Annotated in this window: 11 protein-coding genes and 2 rRNA genes (1 of these 13 cut by a window edge); 10 read left to right on the top strand and 3 right to left on the bottom strand. The window is 69.5% G+C overall.

Annotation, left to right across the window (positions count from 1 at the left end; genetic code table 11):
• From OG550_RS12585 to OG550_RS12560, 6 genes are all read left to right on the top strand, one after another.
• Positions 1 to 2979: ribosomal RNA gene (locus OG550_RS12585) — 23S ribosomal RNA — on the top strand (it extends 142 nt beyond the left edge of the window).
• An 85-nt stretch (positions 2980 to 3064) separates the two neighbouring features.
• Positions 3065 to 3181, top strand: a 5S ribosomal RNA gene (gene rrf / locus OG550_RS12580).
• 273 nt (positions 3182 to 3454) lie between these two features.
• Positions 3455 to 6175, top strand: a complete 2721-nt coding sequence (locus tag OG550_RS12575; protein ID WP_327676972.1) for an ATP-binding protein — start codon at positions 3455 to 3457, stop codon at positions 6173 to 6175.
• Positions 6176 to 6231: 56 nt separating this feature from the next.
• Positions 6232 to 6912 (top strand): response regulator, encoded by a 681-nt coding sequence (locus OG550_RS12570; RefSeq protein WP_327676971.1) that lies wholly within the window; start codon positions 6232 to 6234, stop codon positions 6910 to 6912.
• 177 nt (positions 6913 to 7089) lie between these two features.
• Positions 7090 to 7497, top strand: a complete 408-nt coding sequence (locus tag OG550_RS12565; protein ID WP_327676969.1) for an OB-fold nucleic acid binding domain-containing protein — start codon at positions 7090 to 7092, stop codon at positions 7495 to 7497.
• A gap of 2 nt (positions 7498 to 7499) precedes the next feature.
• A complete protein-coding gene (locus OG550_RS12560) occupies positions 7500 to 8363 on the top strand; it encodes a DUF3159 domain-containing protein (RefSeq protein ID WP_327676967.1) in 864 nt (287 codons plus the stop codon).
• Positions 8364 to 8463: 100 nt separating this feature from the next.
• On the opposite strand, the gene OG550_RS12555 is transcribed toward OG550_RS12560, so the two are convergent.
• Positions 8464 to 9135, bottom strand: coding sequence for a potassium channel family protein (locus OG550_RS12555; protein WP_327676965.1), 672 nt, complete (start codon positions 9133 to 9135; stop codon positions 8464 to 8466).
• Complete coding sequence (locus OG550_RS12550; RefSeq protein WP_327676963.1) at positions 9135 to 9803, bottom strand: potassium channel family protein; 669 nt, start codon at positions 9801 to 9803, stop codon at positions 9135 to 9137. The genes OG550_RS12555 and OG550_RS12550 overlap by 1 nt, the downstream gene beginning before the upstream one ends.
• Positions 9804 to 10039: 236 nt before the next feature.
• Between OG550_RS12550 and OG550_RS12545 the strand changes: the two genes are divergently transcribed.
• A complete protein-coding gene (locus OG550_RS12545) occupies positions 10040 to 12115 on the top strand; it encodes an APC family permease (protein WP_442906148.1) in 2076 nt (691 codons plus the stop codon).
• A 407-nt stretch (positions 12116 to 12522) separates the two neighbouring features.
• Positions 12523 to 13821: a class I SAM-dependent RNA methyltransferase gene (locus tag OG550_RS12540; RefSeq protein ID WP_327683837.1), complete on the top strand. Its 1299-nt coding sequence runs from the start codon at positions 12523 to 12525 to the stop codon at positions 13819 to 13821.
• A 241-nt stretch (positions 13822 to 14062) separates the two neighbouring features.
• Here OG550_RS12540 and OG550_RS12535 read toward each other — a convergent pair whose 3' ends face one another.
• Positions 14063 to 14260: a hypothetical protein gene (locus OG550_RS12535; protein WP_327676959.1), complete on the bottom strand. Its 198-nt coding sequence runs from the start codon at positions 14258 to 14260 to the stop codon at positions 14063 to 14065.
• 178 nt (positions 14261 to 14438) lie between these two features.
• On the opposite strand from OG550_RS12535, the gene OG550_RS12530 reads away from it, so the two are divergent.
• Both OG550_RS12530 and OG550_RS12525 read left to right on the top strand, forming a co-directional pair.
• Positions 14439 to 14684 carry a toxin-antitoxin system HicB family antitoxin gene (locus OG550_RS12530; protein ID WP_327676957.1) on the top strand — a complete coding sequence of 82 codons (246 nt, stop codon included), beginning with the start codon at positions 14439 to 14441 and terminating at the stop codon, positions 14682 to 14684.
• Entirely contained in the window at positions 14681 to 15103 is a 423-nt protein-coding gene (locus OG550_RS12525; RefSeq protein WP_327676955.1) for a fic family toxin-antitoxin system, toxin component, read from the top strand. Before OG550_RS12530 ends, OG550_RS12525 begins: the two co-directional genes overlap by 4 nt.
• Positions 15104 to 15106 lie beyond the last annotated feature (3 nt).

The raw sequence follows: 15106 nt of genomic DNA, 5'->3' as shown, positions 1-15106 counted from the left end.
GGGCTGTCACCCATACCTGAACACATAGGGTATGTGGAGGGAACGCGGGGAAGTGAAACATCTCAGTACCCGCAGGAAGAGAAAACAACCGTGATTCCGGGAGTAGTGGCGAGCGAAACCGGATGAGGCTAAACCATGAGCGTGTGAGACCCGGCAGGGGTTGCGCTTGTGGGGTCGTGGGATTTTTCTTGATCGGTCTGCCGGCCGGTCGGCGAGTCAGAAACCGTATGGATAGTCGAAGGACATGCGAAAGGTCCGGCGTAGAGGGTAAGACCCCCGTAGGCGAAATCTGTACGGCTCGTTTGAAGAACTCCCAAGTAGCACGGGGCCCGAGAAATCCCGTGTGAATCTGGCGGGACCACCCGCTAAGCCTAAATATTCCCTGGTGACCGATAGCGGATAGTACCGTGAGGGAATGGTGAAAAGTACCGCGGGAGCGGAGTGAAATAGTACCTGAAACCGTGTGCCTACAAGCCGTGGGAGCGTCGTTCATCAGCTTGCTGGTGGGCCGTGACTGCGTGCCTTTTGAAGAATGAGCCTGCGAGTTTGCGGTGTGTAGCGAGGTTAACCCGTGTGGGGTAGCCGTAGCGAAAGCGAGTCCGAATAGGGCGGTTGAGTTGCATGCCCAAGACCCGAAGCGGAGTGATCTAGCCATGGGCAGGTTGAAGCGGAGGTAAGACTTCGTGGAGGACCGAACCCACCAGGGTTGAAAACCTGGGGGATGACCTGTGGTTAGGGGTGAAAGGCCAATCAAACTCCGTGATAGCTGGTTCTCCCCGAAATGCATTTAGGTGCAGCGTCACGTGTTTCTTGCCGGAGGTAGAGCACTGGATAGGCGATGGGCCTCACCGGGTTACTGACCTTAGCCAAACTCCGAATGCCGGTAAGTGAGAGCGTGGCAGTGAGACTGTGGGGGATAAGCTCCATGGTCGAGAGGGAAACAGCCCAGAACACCGACTAAGGTCCCTAAGCGTGTGCTAAGTGGGAAAGGATGTGGAGTCGCAGAGACAACCAGGAGGTTGGCTTAGAAGCAGCCACCCTTGAAAGAGTGCGTAATAGCTCACTGGTCAAGTGATTCCGCGCCGACAATGTAGCGGGGCTCAAGCACATCACCGAAGTCGTGTCATTGCAGCATATAGGGCCAACGCCTGCTGTGATGGGTAGGGGAGCGTCGTGTGCCGGGTGAAGCGGCGGTGGAAACCAGTCGTGGACGGTACACGAGTGAGAATGCAGGCATGAGTAGCGATACAAGAGTGAGAAACTCTTGCGCCGATTGACCAAGGGTTCCTGGGTCAAGCTGATCTGCCCAGGGTAAGTCGGGACCTAAGGCGAGGCCGACAGGCGTAGTCGATGGACAACGGGTTGATATTCCCGTACCCGCTTTGAAGCGCCAACGCTGAACCAGGTGATGCTAAAGCCGTGAAGCCGGCCCGGAGTCTTCGGACAAAGGGACGTGGTGGAGCCGCTGAACCAAGTCTGTATTAGGTGAGCGATGGGGTGACGCAGGAAGGTAGTCCAGCCCGGGCGGTGGTTGTCCCGGGGTAAGGGTGTAGGCCGAGTGATAGGCAAATCCGTCACTCATTGAGGCTGAGACCTGATGCCGAGCCGATTGTGGTGAAGTGGATGATCCTATGCTGTCGAGAAAAGCCTCTAGCGAGTTTCATGGCGGCCCGTACCCCAAACCGACTCAGGTGGTCAGGTAGAGAATACCGAGGCGTTCGGGTGAACTATGGTTAAGGAACTCGGCAAAATGCCCCCGTAACTTCGGGAGAAGGGGGGCCATTCCTGGTGACGGCACTTGCTGCCAGAGCTGGGGGTGGCCGCAGAGACCAGCGAGAAGCGACTGTTTACTAAAAACACAGGTCCGTGCGAAGCCGTAAGGCGATGTATACGGACTGACGCCTGCCCGGTGCTGGAACGTTAAGGGGACCGGTTAGCTCCACTTCGGTGGGGCGAAGCTGAGAACTTAAGCGCCAGTAAACGGCGGTGGTAACTATAACCATCCTAAGGTAGCGAAATTCCTTGTCGGGTAAGTTCCGACCTGCACGAATGGCGTAACGACTTCTCGACTGTCTCAACCATAGGCCCGGTGAAATTGCATTACGAGTAAAGATGCTCGTTTCGCGCAGCAGGACGGAAAGACCCCGGGACCTTTACTATAGCTTGATATTGGTGTTCGGTTCGGCTTGTGTAGGATAGGTGGGAGACTTTGAAGCAGCAACGCCAGTTGTTGTGGAGTCGTCGTTGAAATACCACTCTGGTCGTGCTGGATGTCTAACCTGGGTCCGTGATCCGGATCAGGGACAGTGTCTGGTGGGTAGTTTAACTGGGGCGGTTGCCTCCTAAAGAGTAACGGAGGCGCCCAAAGGTTCCCTCAGCCTGGTTGGCAATCAGGTGTTGAGTGTAAGTGCACAAGGGAGCTTGACTGTGAGACTGACGGGTCGAGCAGGGACGAAAGTCGGGACTAGTGATCCGGCGGTGGCTTGTGGAAGCGCCGTCGCTCAACGGATAAAAGGTACCCCGGGGATAACAGGCTGATCTTCCCCAAGAGTCCATATCGACGGGATGGTTTGGCACCTCGATGTCGGCTCGTCGCATCCTGGGGCTGGAGTAGGTCCCAAGGGTTGGGCTGTTCGCCCATTAAAGCGGTACGCGAGCTGGGTTTAGAACGTCGTGAGACAGTTCGGTCCCTATCCGCTGTGCGCGTAGGAGTGTTGAGAAGGGCTGTCCCTAGTACGAGAGGACCGGGACGGACGAACCTCTGGTGTGCCAGTTGTCCTGCCAAGGGCATGGCTGGTTGGCTACGTTCGGGAGGGATAACCGCTGAAAGCATCTAAGCGGGAAGCCTGCTTCGAGATGAGCACTCCCACCTCCTTGAGAGGGTAAGGCTCCCAGTAGACGACTGGGTTGATAGGCCGGATATGGAAGCCCTGTAAGGGGTGGAGTTGACCGGTACTAATAGGCCGAGGGCTTGTCCTCAGTTGCTCGCGTCCACTGTGTTGTTCTGAAACAACGACCCCCACATCAGGTCACGGTGTGGGTGCGGTTGACAGTTTCATAGTGTTTCGGTGGTCATAGCGTGAGGGAAACGCCCGGTTACATTCCGAACCCGGAAGCTAAGCCTCACAGCGCCGATGGTACTGCAGGGGGGACCCTGTGGGAGAGTAGGACGCCGCCGAACAATCATTCACAAAGAACCCCCGTCCGGGATCCGGACGGGGGTTCTTTGCATTTCCGGGAAGACCCCGGAAAACCCGGAGGGAGTGGCCCGGCTCCGGTCCGCCGTCGGCGTACCGGTGCCGCGCCGCGCCGCCCACGCCGTCAAAATGGCGCTAAAACTGCCTGTTCAGGGGCCCGATCAGCGGAAATCGGCAGCTCGCGCCGTAGTCTCGAAGGCGAGGGGAACAGGTGTCCGGGGTGGTCCCCGGACTGGGCCGGATCAAGAATGGTGCTCATGGGACGCGGCAGGCTACGGATCTACCTCGGGGCGGCGCCCGGGGTCGGCAAGACGTACGCCATGCTCGCCGAGGCCCACCGGCGGTCGGCGCGGGGGACGGACGTCGTGGTGGCGTTCGTCGAGGACCACGGGCGGGCGCACACCGCGGCGATGACCGCCGGCCTGGAGGTGGTGCCCCGCCGGGGCCTCACGCATCGCGGGGCCGCGTTCACCGAGATGGACCTGGACGCGGTGCTGGCCCGCCGGCCGCAGGTGGCACTGGTGGACGAACTCGCGCACAGCAACGTGCCGGGGTGCCGCAACACGAAGCGGTGGCAGGACGTCGAGGAACTGCTCGCGGCCGGGATCGACGTCGTGTCGACCGTCAACATCCAGCACCTGGAGTCGCTCGGCGACGTCGTCGAGGGCATCACCGGGGTCCGGCAGCGCGAGACCCTGCCGGACGAGGTGGTCCGCCGCGCCGACCAGATCGAACTGGTCGACATGTCGCCGCAGGCCCTGCGACGCCGCCTCGCCCACGGCAACGTCTACGCGCCGGAGAAGATCGACGCGTCGCTGGCCAACTACTTCCGGCCCGGGAACCTGACCGCGCTGCGGGAGCTGGCGCTGCTGTGGACGGCCGACCGGGTGGACGAGTACCTCCAGAAGTACCGGGCCGAGCAGGGCATCCAGGGCACCTGGCAGGCGCGCGAGCGGATCGTGGTCGGCCTGACCGGGGGGCCGGAGGGTGCGACGCTGATCCGTCGGGCGGCCCGGATCGCGGCCCGCGGTTCGGGCGGCGAACTGCTGGCCGTCCACATCTCCCGTTCGGACGGTCTGGCCGGTGCGGGCTCCGGCTCCTCGCGGGCGCTGATCGAGCAGCGCGCGCTGGTGGAGGGCCTGGGCGGCTCGTACCACTCGGTGCTCGGTGAGGACCCCGCCGGAGGCCTGCTGGACTTCGCGCGCGGGGTGAACGCCACCCAGATCGTGCTCGGCACCAGCCGGCGGCCGGCCTGGCAGTACGTCTACGGCCCGGGCGTCGGGACCACGGTGACCCGGGCCGCGGGGGACATCGACGTCCACATCGTCACCCATGAGCAGGCCGCGAAGGGCCGGGGGAGGATCCCGGTCCGCCGGGTGACCGACCTGGGCCGGACCCGTGCCGTCGCCGGCTGGCTGATCGGTCTGGCCGGGCCGCCGCTGCTGGCGCTGGTGCTGACCAACGTCGAGGGCCTGGGCCTCTCCACCGACATGCTGCTCTTCCTGTCGCTGACGGTCTGCGCGGCCCTGGTGGGCGGGCTGTACCCGGCGGTGGCCTCGGCCCTGGTCGGTTCCTCCGCGCTCAACTACTACTTCGCGCCGCCGATACACACCTTCACCATCTCCTCGCCGCAGAACATCATGGCGGTGGCGATATTCACCGCCGTGGCCATCGCGGTGGCGTCGGTGGTCGACCTCGCCGCCCGGCGGACCCACCAGGCGGCCCGCAGCCAGACCGAGGCGCAGACGCTCGGCGCGCTGGCCGGCACGGTGCTGCGCGGGGCGCCGAGCGGGGACGGGGTGCTGACGGCGCTGCTGGAGCAGGTCCGGGAGACCTTCCAACAGGAGTCGGCGGCGTTCCTGGAACGGGCCGACCCGGTCGGCCCCTGGCAGCCGGTGGCGACGGCCGGTCCGCGCCCGCCGGAGCGGCCGGAGACCGCGGACGTGGACGTGCCGGTCGGCGACACGCTGGCACTGGCGCTGCGCGGGCGGGTGCTGCCCGCCGAGGACCGCCGGCTGCTCGGTGCCTTCGCCGCCCAGGCCGCCGTGGTGCTGGAGCGCCGCCGGCTGGCCGGCGAGGCCGCCGCCGCCCGCCGGGAGGCCGAGGGGAACCGGATCCGGACCGCCCTGCTGGCCGCCGTCTCGCACGATCTGCGCACCCCGCTCGCCGGCATCAAGGCGTCGGTCAGCTCGCTCCGCTCGGAGGACGTCGAGTGGGACGAGGAGGACGAGGCCGAGCTGCTGGCCGGGATCGAGGCCGGGGCCGACCGGCTCGACCACCTGATCAACAACCTGCTCGACATGAGCCGGCTGCAGACCGGGACGGTCACCCCGCTGATCCAGGAGACCGACCTGGACGAGGTGGTGCCGTTCGCGCTCGGCGGGGTGCCGCCGGAGGCCGTCCGGCTGGACGTTCCCGAGACCCTGCCGATGATCCGGGCCGACGGGGGGTTGCTGGAGCGTGCGCTCGCCAACCTGGTCGAGAACGCCGTCAAGTACAGCCCGGTCGGGGTCCGGGTGCTGGTCAAGGCGGACGCGCTGCACCCGGCGGGCGGTCGGAGCCGGGTCGAGCTGCGGATCGTCGACCGGGGGCCGGGGGTGCCGGAGGACGCCAAGGAGCGGATCTTCGCGCCGTTCCAGCGGTACGGGGACGCACCGCGCGGTGCCGGGGTGGGCCTCGGGCTCGCGGTGGCGCGCGGCTTCGTCGAGGCGATGGACGGCACCGTGACCGCCGAGGACACCCCGGGCGGCGGGCTGACCATGGTCGTCACCCTGCCCGCCGTCGACCGCCCGCCCGAAACCGGGGAGCCGCCCGAGCCGCTCGCGCCGCCCGAACCGGGCGGTGGCGGTGGCGCCGGGCAGGCCGACACCGGACAGGCCGACACCGGACAGGCCGACACCGGGCAGGCCGGAGCCGGTCCGGTCCGGACCGACGGGGCCGGGCCCGACGGTCCGGCCGTCAACACGGCCCCCTCGTGATCACTCCTGCCACACACGACCACTTCCGATCCGACAGCCCGAAAGGCGGAGCCCGCATGACCCGGGTCCTCGTCGTGGACGACGAACCGCAGATCGTCCGCGCGCTGGTGATCAACCTCAAGGCCCGCAAGTACGAGGTCGACGCCGCGCATGACGGCGCGAGCGCCCTGGAGCTCGCCGCCGCCCGCCATCCCGACGTCGTCGTCCTCGACCTCGGCCTGCCCGACATGGACGGTGTCGAGGTGATCAGGGGCCTGCGCGGCTGGACGCGCGTGCCGATCATCGTGCTCTCCGCCCGGCACGCCTCGGACGAGAAGGTCGAGGCACTGGACGCGGGTGCCGACGACTACGTGACCAAGCCCTTCGGCATGGACGAGCTGCTGGCCCGGATGCGCGCCGCCGTCCGCCGGGCCGAGCCCGTGGCCGGGGAGGACGACTCCCTGGTGGTCACGGACGGCTTCACGGTCGACCTCGCGGCGAAGAAGGTGAACCGGGACGGCGCGGACATCCGCCTCACCCCGACCGAGTGGCACCTGCTGGAGGTGCTGGTCCGCAACGCGGGCCGGCTGGTCAGCCAGACCCAGCTGCTCCAGGAGGTCTGGGGCCCCGCCTACCGCACCGAGACCAACTACCTCCGGGTCTACCTCGCCCAGCTCCGCCGGAAGCTGGAGCGCGATCCCTCGCACCCGCGCCACTTCATCACCGAGCCGGGCATGGGCTACCGCTTCGAGAGCTGACCGGCGGGGCCGGGAGCCGGGTCGTCGCGGGTCCGGGGCGTGACGGGGCGGGGGCCGGACCGGTGGTCCGCCCGCGCCCGCTCCGGGGCCCGTCCGCGGCCTCCCGGCCGCCCCGGACGGGCCCCGGAGGCCCTCGCGGCCTGCCGCCGGGGGCCCGGAAACCGGTACCCTTCCGACATGAGTGGTGACAACAGCAGCGGCCAGCAGCAGGGGCGCTTCCGCCGCATGCTCAGCCGGCTGACCTCCTCCGCGGAGGAGCTGCAGGCCGAGGAGCTGCGCCAGGAGAGTGCCGCGGAGACGGGCTGCACTCCGATCGCCAGCTGCGGGGACCGCCAACTGGTCACCGTGGCCGGCACGCTGCGTACCGTGACGCTCCGACCGCGGGCCGGCGTGCCCGCCCTGGAGGCGGAGCTCTTCGACGGCACCGAGGCGCTGGACGTGGTCTGGCTCGGGCGCCGCTCCATCACGGGTATCGAACCCGGTCGCAGGCTCGTCGCCAGCGGCCGGATCAGTCACGCGCGCGGGCGCCGGGTGCTCTTCAACCCCCGCTACGAGCTGCGTCCGGTCGGACACGGGAGCGAATGAGCGTGAGCAACCAGCCCGGCGGCGACCCCGCCGCCCAGCCCGGCCTGGTCAAGACGGCCCCGGGCGGCGACGACGAGGCGGCCCGCCAGGCGGCGGCCTCGCGGGAGGCCGCCGACACGGTGATGAAGGCCTTCGGCGGGATCCGGGGCATGGTCGACATGACCCTGCCCGGCCTGGTCTTCATCGTCACCTACAACATCACCCACAAGGTGCCGGCCGCCGCCTGGGCCGCGCTGGCGCTGAGCGCGCTGTTCGTGGTGGCCCGGCTGGCCAAGCGGGAGACCGTCCAGCACGCCTTCAGCGGGGTGTTCGGGGTCGCCATCGGCGCCTGGATCTCGATGAAGACCGGCAAGGCGGAGAACTTCTACCTGCCCGGCCTGCTGTGGAACGTCGGCTACTGCGTGGGGCTGGCGGTCTCGGCGCTGGTCCGCTGGCCGCTGATCGGCCTGATGCTGGGCCCGGTCACCGGCGAGATGTTCACCTGGCGCAAGGAGAACCCGGGCCGACTGGCCGCCTACACCAAGGCGACCTGGGCCTGGGTGGCGATCATGGGCATCAAGCCGGTGATCCTCTTCCCGCTGTACTTCACCCACAACGTCAACCTGCTGGGCTGGCTCAAGGTCGCCCTGGGCATCCCGCCACTGCTGCTGGCGATGTACGTGACCTGGCAGATCCTGTTGAAGGCGCCGCCGCCGATCAAGGCCCAGCTGGACGACGAGGAGCCGGCCGCTCCGGCGGCGCGGGTCGGCCAGGAGCCCGGGGTGTACGAGGCCCAGTCGCACGTCCAGCCGCACGTCCAGCCGCACGTCCAGCCGCACGTCCAGCCACACGCCAGGCCGCACGAGCCGTCGTCGCCGGGGCAGTAGCGCGCGCCGGTACCCGCACCGGACGGCCGAGGGGCCCGTACTCGAACCGAGTACGGGCCCCTCGACGTCGCCCGCGGGCGCTGCGGCGCCGCTCGGGCCGCTACTGGGCGCCGGAGGTGGCGGAGAGCAGGTTCTCCAGCTCCTCCTCGCGCTCCTGGGCCGCGACGAAGAGCAGCTCGTCGCCGCCCTCCAGGGTGTCGTCCTTGCGCGGCACCAGGACCCGGCCCTCGCGGATGATCGTCACCAGCGCGGTGTCCGGCGGCCACGGCACGTCGCCGACCCGGGTGCCGACCAGTTCGGTGTCGGCGGCGAGGGTCAGCTCGACCAGGTTGGCGTTGCCCTGGCTGAAGCGCATCAGCCGGACCAGGTCGCCGACGCTCACCGCCTCCTCGACCAGGGCGGACATCAGGCGCGGGGTGGAGACGGCGACGTCCACGCCCCAGGACTCGTTGAAGAGCCACTCGTTCTTGGGGTTGTTCACCCGGGCGACCACCCGCGGCACGCCGTACTCGGTCTTCGCGAGGAGCGACACGACCAGGTTGACCTTGTCGTCACCGGTCGCGGCGATCACCACGTGGCAGCGCTGCAGGGCGGCCTCGTCCAGGGAGGTGATCTCGCAGGCGTCGGCCAGCAGCCACTCCGCCATGGGCACCCGCTCCACCGAGATGGAGTTCGGGTTCTTGTCGATCAGCAGGACCTCGTGGCCGTTCTCCAGCAGCTCGCCCGCGATCGAGCGGCCGACGGCGCCGGCTCCGGCAATGGCGACTCGCATCAGTGGCCCTCCTTCTCCGGGCCCTGCGCGAACGCGGCCTCGACGGCCGTCAGGTCGGCCCGGCGCAGCATCACGTGCACCAGGTCGCCCTCCTGCACCACCATCTGGGACGTCGGCAGGACGCCCTCGCCGAGCCGGGTGACGAACGACACCCGGGAGCCGGAGGCCTCCTCCAGCGCGCTCAGCCGGTGGCCGACCCACTCCGGGTTGTAGGCGACCTCGGCGAGCTGGACGGCGCCGCTCGGGTCCTGCCAGAGCGGCTCGGAGCCGCTCGGCAGCAGTCGGCGCAGCATCTGGTCGGCCGTCCAGCGGACGGTGGCGACGGTGGGGATGCCGAGGCGCTGGTAGACCTCGGCGCGCCGGGGGTCGTAGATCCGGGCCGCGACGTTCTCCACGCCGAAGTTCTCCCGGGCGACCCGGGCGGCGATGATGTTGGAGTTGTCACCGCTGGAGACGGCGGCGAAGGCTCCCGCCTCCTCGATGCCGGCCTCCCGCAGGGTGTCCTGGTCGAAGCCGACGCCGGTCACCCGGCGGCCGTTGAACCCGGCGCCCAGTCGGCGGAAGGCCGTCGGGTCCTGGTCCACCACGGCCACCGAGTGGCCCTGTTTCTCCAGCGCTCGGGCGAGGGCGGAGCCCACCCGGCCGCAGCCCATGATGACGATGTGCACCGGCGCTACCTCACCCGTCCCGTTGGGGCCTTGACCTGCGCAAACACCGCTGTTCTCCGTTTCCCCGCCCCGGTGTCCGGGGTGGGCGTCCTCGTGTGGCTCGGTACGACAACCTGAGTGTTGCCCGCCTGCTCGTATCCGACACGCTAGCCGGTCCACCGAACACAGTCGCGACGAAGGGGGGGATGTCCGTCGGACCCGGCGGCCGACTACCCCTACGATTCCTTAACGTGCCTATGCCGACTGACCTACCGAAACGCATCCTGATCGGGCGTGCGTTGCGCAGCGACAAGCTCGGGGAGACGCTGCTCCCCAAGCGCATCGCGCTGCCCGTCTTCGCCTCGGACGCGCTCTCCTCGGTCGCGTACGCGCCCGAGGAGATCCTGCTGACCCTCTCCCTGGCGGGTGCCTCGGCCATCCACTTCTCGTGGCAGATCGGCGTCGTCGTCGCCATCGTGATGCTCGCGGTGGTGGCCTCGTACCGGCAGAACGTGCACGCGTACCCGAGCGGCGGCGGCGACTACGAGGTCGCCACCGTGAACCACGGCCCCAACTCGGGCCTGGTGGTCGCCAGCGCGCTGATGGTCGACTACATCCTGACCGTGGCGGTGTCCACCACCTCCGGCGTGGCCAACGTGGTCTCGGCGGTGCCCGCGCTGCGCGGCCACGAGCTGACCCTGTCCGTCGTCGTGGTGATCGTGCTGATGGGCATGAACCTGCGCGGCGTCCGGGAGTCCGGCTCGGCCTTCGCCGTCCCGACGTACGCCTTCATGGTGGGCGTGCTCGGCATGGTGGTGTACGGCGTGGTCCGGCACTTCGGCCTGGGGCAGGACATGCCCGCCGAGAGTGCGGGCTTCCACCTGCAGCCGACCGCCGGGAACGAGTCGCTGGCCGGGTTCGCGATGGTGTTCCTGCTGCTGAAGGCGTTCTCGTCGGGCTGTGCCGCGCTCACCGGCGTGGAGGCGATCTCCAACGGCGTGCCGGCGTTCCGCAAGCCGAAGAGCAAGAACGCGGCGACCACCCTGCTGATGATGGCGAGCATCGCCGTCGTGATGTTCATGGGCATCATCTGGCTGGCCCGGCTCACCGGGGTCCAGATGGCCGAGGAGCCCGAGCAGCAGCTGGGCGGCGCCCCCGGCGACTACCACCAGAAGACCGCGCTGGCGCAGATCAGCGAGGCGGTCTTCTCGAACTTCACGCCCGGCTTCTACTTCGTCGCCGCCGTCACCGGGCTGATCCTGGTGCTGGCCGCCAACACCGCGTTCAACGGCTTCCCGGTGCTCGGCTCGATCCTCGCCCAGGACCGCTACCTGCCGCGCCAGCTGCACACCCGCGGGGACCGGCTGGCCTTCTCCAACGGCATCATCCTGCTGGCGCTGGCCGCGATCCTGTTCATCATCGCCTTCGACGCGGACCCGACCCGGCTGATCCAGCTGTACATCGTGGGCGTCTTCGTGTCCTTCAACATGAGCCAGTCCGGCATGATCCGGCACTGGACCAGGCTGCTGCGCACGGAGACCGACCAGGCCAAGCGCCGGCACATGCAGCGCAGCCGGGCGATCAACACCTTCGGCCTGGTGATGACCATGGCCGTGCTCATCGTGGTGCTCGCCACCAAGATCAGCCACGCCTGGATCGCGATCGCCGCGATGGTCGTGCTGTTCGTGATGATGAAGGCGATCCGCCGGCACTACGACCGGGTGTCCGCGGAGCTGGTCGCCGCCGAGGAGCCGGACGACGTGGTGCTGCCCACCCGGGTGCACGCCATCGTGCTGGTCTCCAAGCTGCACAAGCCGGCGCTGCGGGCCCTCGCCTACGCGCGGCTGGCCCGGGCGCACACGCTGGAGGCGGTGACCGTCAACGTCGACCCGGCGGACACCGCGGCGCTCCGCGAGGAGTGGGACGAGCGGGGCATCGAGGTGCCGCTCAAGGTGCTGGACTCGCCGTTCCGCGAGATCACCGGCCCGGTGCTGGACTACGTGAAGAACCTGCGCCGCAGCAGCCCGCGCGACGTGGTGTCGGTCTACATCCCGGAGTACGTGGTCGGTCACTGGTACGAGCACCTGCTGCACAACCAGAGCGCGCTGCGGCTCAAGGGCCGGCTGCTGTTCAAGCCCGGGGTGATGGTGACCTCGGTGCCGTGGCAGCTGGAGTCGTCCGAACGGCGTAAGCCGCAGAAGGCCTGGTCGGCGCCGGGTGCCGTCCGTCGAGGTGAGCCGCGGGCGCCGAAGGCCGTAAAGTCGGAGGTCTCCGCAAAGCCCGACGGCACGACCGCCGCCTCCGCTGACAGCAGCAAGGACTCCTCCCAGTGACCCGCAACACCCCGTCCCGTTCGTCCGGCTCGTCCGGTGGCTCCCGGTCCGGCGCCTCCGGCAAGGGCTCCAGCAAGGGCGGCGCCGGCAAGCCCGGTCAGGTCGCCCGGCCGCGCTGGGGCAAGCCGTTCCGGCCGGCGGCCACCGACCGCGAAGGCTTCACCGCGCAGACGGCGCCGCTCGCGCCGGAGGAGCGCGCCCCGGAGCAGCCGGAGCGTGCCGAGCGCCCGGAGCGTGCCGAACGCGCCAAGCGTGCCGAGCGGTCCGAGCGCCGGGAGCCGCGCGCGGAGCAGCCGAAGGACGGTGCGCGCCCGCGCAAGCAGGCGGTGCGGCCGCCCCGCGCGCTGCGCTCCACGACCCGTGCGCCGCGGGCCGAGGCCGCGCCCCGGGGCCCCGGCGGCGACCCGCTGGTCGGCGAGCGCTACGAGGTCGAGGTCGGCCCGGTGGCGCACGGCGGCGGGCACTGCGTGGCCCGGCACGAGGGCCGGGTGCTGTTCGTCCGGCACACGCTGCCGGGCGAGAAGGTGATCGTCCAGGTCACCGACGGGACCACCAAGTCCCGGTTCCTGCGTGCCGACGCGGTGGAGGTGCTGGAGCCCGCCAAGGAGCGGATCGCCCCGCCGTGCCCGTTCTCCGGCCCCGGCAAGTGCGGTGGCTGCGACTGGCAGCACGTGTCTCCCGGCGGGCAGCGCAAGCTCAAGGTGCAGGTGCTCACCGAGCAGCTGGCCAAGCTCGCGGGCCTGACCCCGGCCGAGGCCGGCTGGGACGGCAGCGTCGAACCGGTCGGCGGGAAGCTGCCGCCCGGTGAGGTCCCCGCCTGGCGGACCCGGGTGCAGTACGCCGTCGACCCGGACACCGGCAAGGTGGGGCTGCGCAAGCACCGCTCCCACGACATCCAGCCGGTCGACCGCTGCCTGATCGCCGCCCCTGGCGTCACCGAGCTGGGCATCGAGGCCCGGGACTGGCCGGGCATCGTCTCGGTCGAGGCGATCGCCGCGTCCGGTTCCTCCGACCGCCAGGTGGTGCTCACCCCGGCGCCGGGCGCTCAGCTGCCGCTGGTCGAGCTCGACCAGCCGGTCTCGATCACCCGGATCGACGAGCAGGGCGACCCGCACCGGGTGCACGGCCGCAACTTCGTCCGCGAGCGCGCGGCCGGGCGGACCTGGCGGGTCAGCGACGGCGGCTTCTGGCAGATCCACCCGGAGGCCCCGGAGACCCTGGTCGACGCGGTGCTGGACGGCCTGGACCCGCAGTGGGGCGAGAACGCGCTCGACCTGTACTGCGGCGTGGGCCTGTTCGCGGGCGCGCTGGCCGACCGGGTCGGCGAGGAGGGTGCGGTGCTCGGCATCGAGTCCTCCAAGCAGGCGGTGGCCGACGCCAAGCACAACCTGGCGGCGCTGGAGAACGTCCGGATCGAGTGCGACCGGGTGGAGAAGCTGCTGCCGCGCACCGGTATCACCGCCACCGACCTGATCGTCCTCGACCCGCCGCGCGCGGGCGCCGGGCGGGAGACCGTTGCGCACCTGGCCGGGCTCGGTGCCCGCCGGATCGCGTACGTGGCCTGCGACCCGGCGGCGCTCGCCCGGGACCTGGCGTTCTTCCGCGAGGGCGGCTACCGGCCGGTCTCGCTGCGGGCCTTCGACCTGTTCCCGATGACGCACCACTTCGAGTGCGTGGCGATCCTGGAGCCGGCCGGGGGCGAGTAGGCAGTCGCTCCGCGGCGCCGGACGCGGGCGGCCGCCCCTCCGGGGCCGGCCGGACGGTGTGGACGTGACGGAGGCGGTGCCCGGGGTTGTCCCGGGCACCGCCTCCGTCGTCCGTCCCGGGGCCGGGCGGCACGCGTACGGGCGCCGTCCGCCGTCCGCCGCGGCGCCCGTGCCGTGCGTCGTCGATGGTGAGGGGTGCCGTCCGTGGTGGAGCCCGGGCCGCCGGGCGCGCGGCGGGGGCTCAGCGCAGGTTCTGCTCCTCTTCCTCGACGCCGTGCGGCAGGGTGATGCCGTGCTGGGCGGCCAGCCGGATCAGCCCGGCGATCCGGCCTTCGTAGGCCTGGACGCCGTCGGCGTCCCCCTCGGCCCGGGCGGCCGCGAGTTCCTTGCGGGCCTGGGTGAGCTGCTCGTGCAGCTCCTGGTCGAACATGGCTGTCATTGCCGGCCTCCACACCGGTCGGTGCCGCTCCAGGGAATGCTCAGGGCACTTCAGGTTCTCCGAAGGTGAAGAACTCTTCAAGTCTCACTCTCCGTGGGCGCCCGCGCGTCGCCGCCCGCGCTCGGCGTGCGTGCGCGCGCCCTTGTTGTGCTAGCACTTCAGCGCTAGCTTGAGATTCATGGGTAAGAAACAGCTGAACGTCCGGGTGGACGCGATCACCGCCGAAATGGCCCGGGAACGGGCGGAGCAGCAGGGGATCAGCATGAACCAGTACATCGAGCGCCTGGTCCAGCAGGACATGGGCGAGGCCGGGCGCGCGTTCGTCGACGCGGCCGCGCAGTTCATGAAGGAGTACGAGACGGCCTTCCTCGCCGAGTTCGGCGAGCAGCGCGGCGGAGCCGACCTCCAGGACGTGCGCCGTTGAACCTGGAGGTCGACCTCTCGTGGCTGCTCATGACCGCCGAGCAGTACACGCCCGGTGACCCGCAGGTCACCGACTACGGGTCGCTGCTCGCGGCGGTCTCCCGGCACCAGGCCGAGATCTTCGACATCGCCGTCTACCCGGAACCGCAGGACCGGGCCGCGGCGCTGATGCACCAGCTGATCCGGGTGCCGGCCCTGGAGAAGACCAACGAACTGTTCGCCACCGCCGTCGCCTACGCCTACCTGGTGGCCAGCGGCTGCACGGTCGCGACCACCGCCCGCGAGGTGCGCAGCCTCGCCCGGGCCATCCGAGAGGGGCGGCTGAGCGTCTCCGGGGTGGCGGACCGGCTGGCCGCGTGGGTGGTGGACGAGGCCGAGGAGGAGGGCGTCAGCGGTGAGGAGGACGAGGACTCGGACTGAGGC

The sequence above is a fragment of the Kitasatospora sp. NBC_00458 genome (assembly GCF_036013975.1).
Taxonomy (GTDB): Bacteria; Actinomycetota; Actinomycetes; order Streptomycetales; family Streptomycetaceae; genus Kitasatospora.
The sequence above is the reverse complement of the archived record's forward strand: the minus strand, read 5'-3'. Positions and strand labels throughout refer to the sequence as shown.

Bases quoted from the DNA above. Each gene is read 5' to 3' on its own strand.
- OG550_RS12575 (WP_327676972.1), top strand. From the start codon at position 3,455: ATGGGACGCGGCAGGCTACGGATCTACCTCGGGGCGGCGCCCGGGGTC.
- OG550_RS12570 (WP_327676971.1), top strand. From the start codon at position 6,232: ATGACCCGGGTCCTCGTCGTGGACGACGAACCGCAGATCGTCCGCGCG.
- OG550_RS12565 (WP_327676969.1), top strand. From the start codon at position 7,090: ATGAGTGGTGACAACAGCAGCGGCCAGCAGCAGGGGCGCTTCCGCCGC.
- OG550_RS12555 (WP_327676965.1), bottom strand. From the start codon at position 9,135: ATGCGAGTCGCCATTGCCGGAGCCGGCGCCGTCGGCCGCTCGATCGCG.
- OG550_RS12545 (WP_442906148.1), top strand. From the start codon at position 10,040: ATGCCGACTGACCTACCGAAACGCATCCTGATCGGGCGTGCGTTGCGC.
- OG550_RS12535 (WP_327676959.1), bottom strand. From the start codon at position 14,260: ATGACAGCCATGTTCGACCAGGAGCTGCACGAGCAGCTCACCCAGGCC.
- OG550_RS12530 (WP_327676957.1), top strand. From the start codon at position 14,439: ATGGGTAAGAAACAGCTGAACGTCCGGGTGGACGCGATCACCGCCGAA.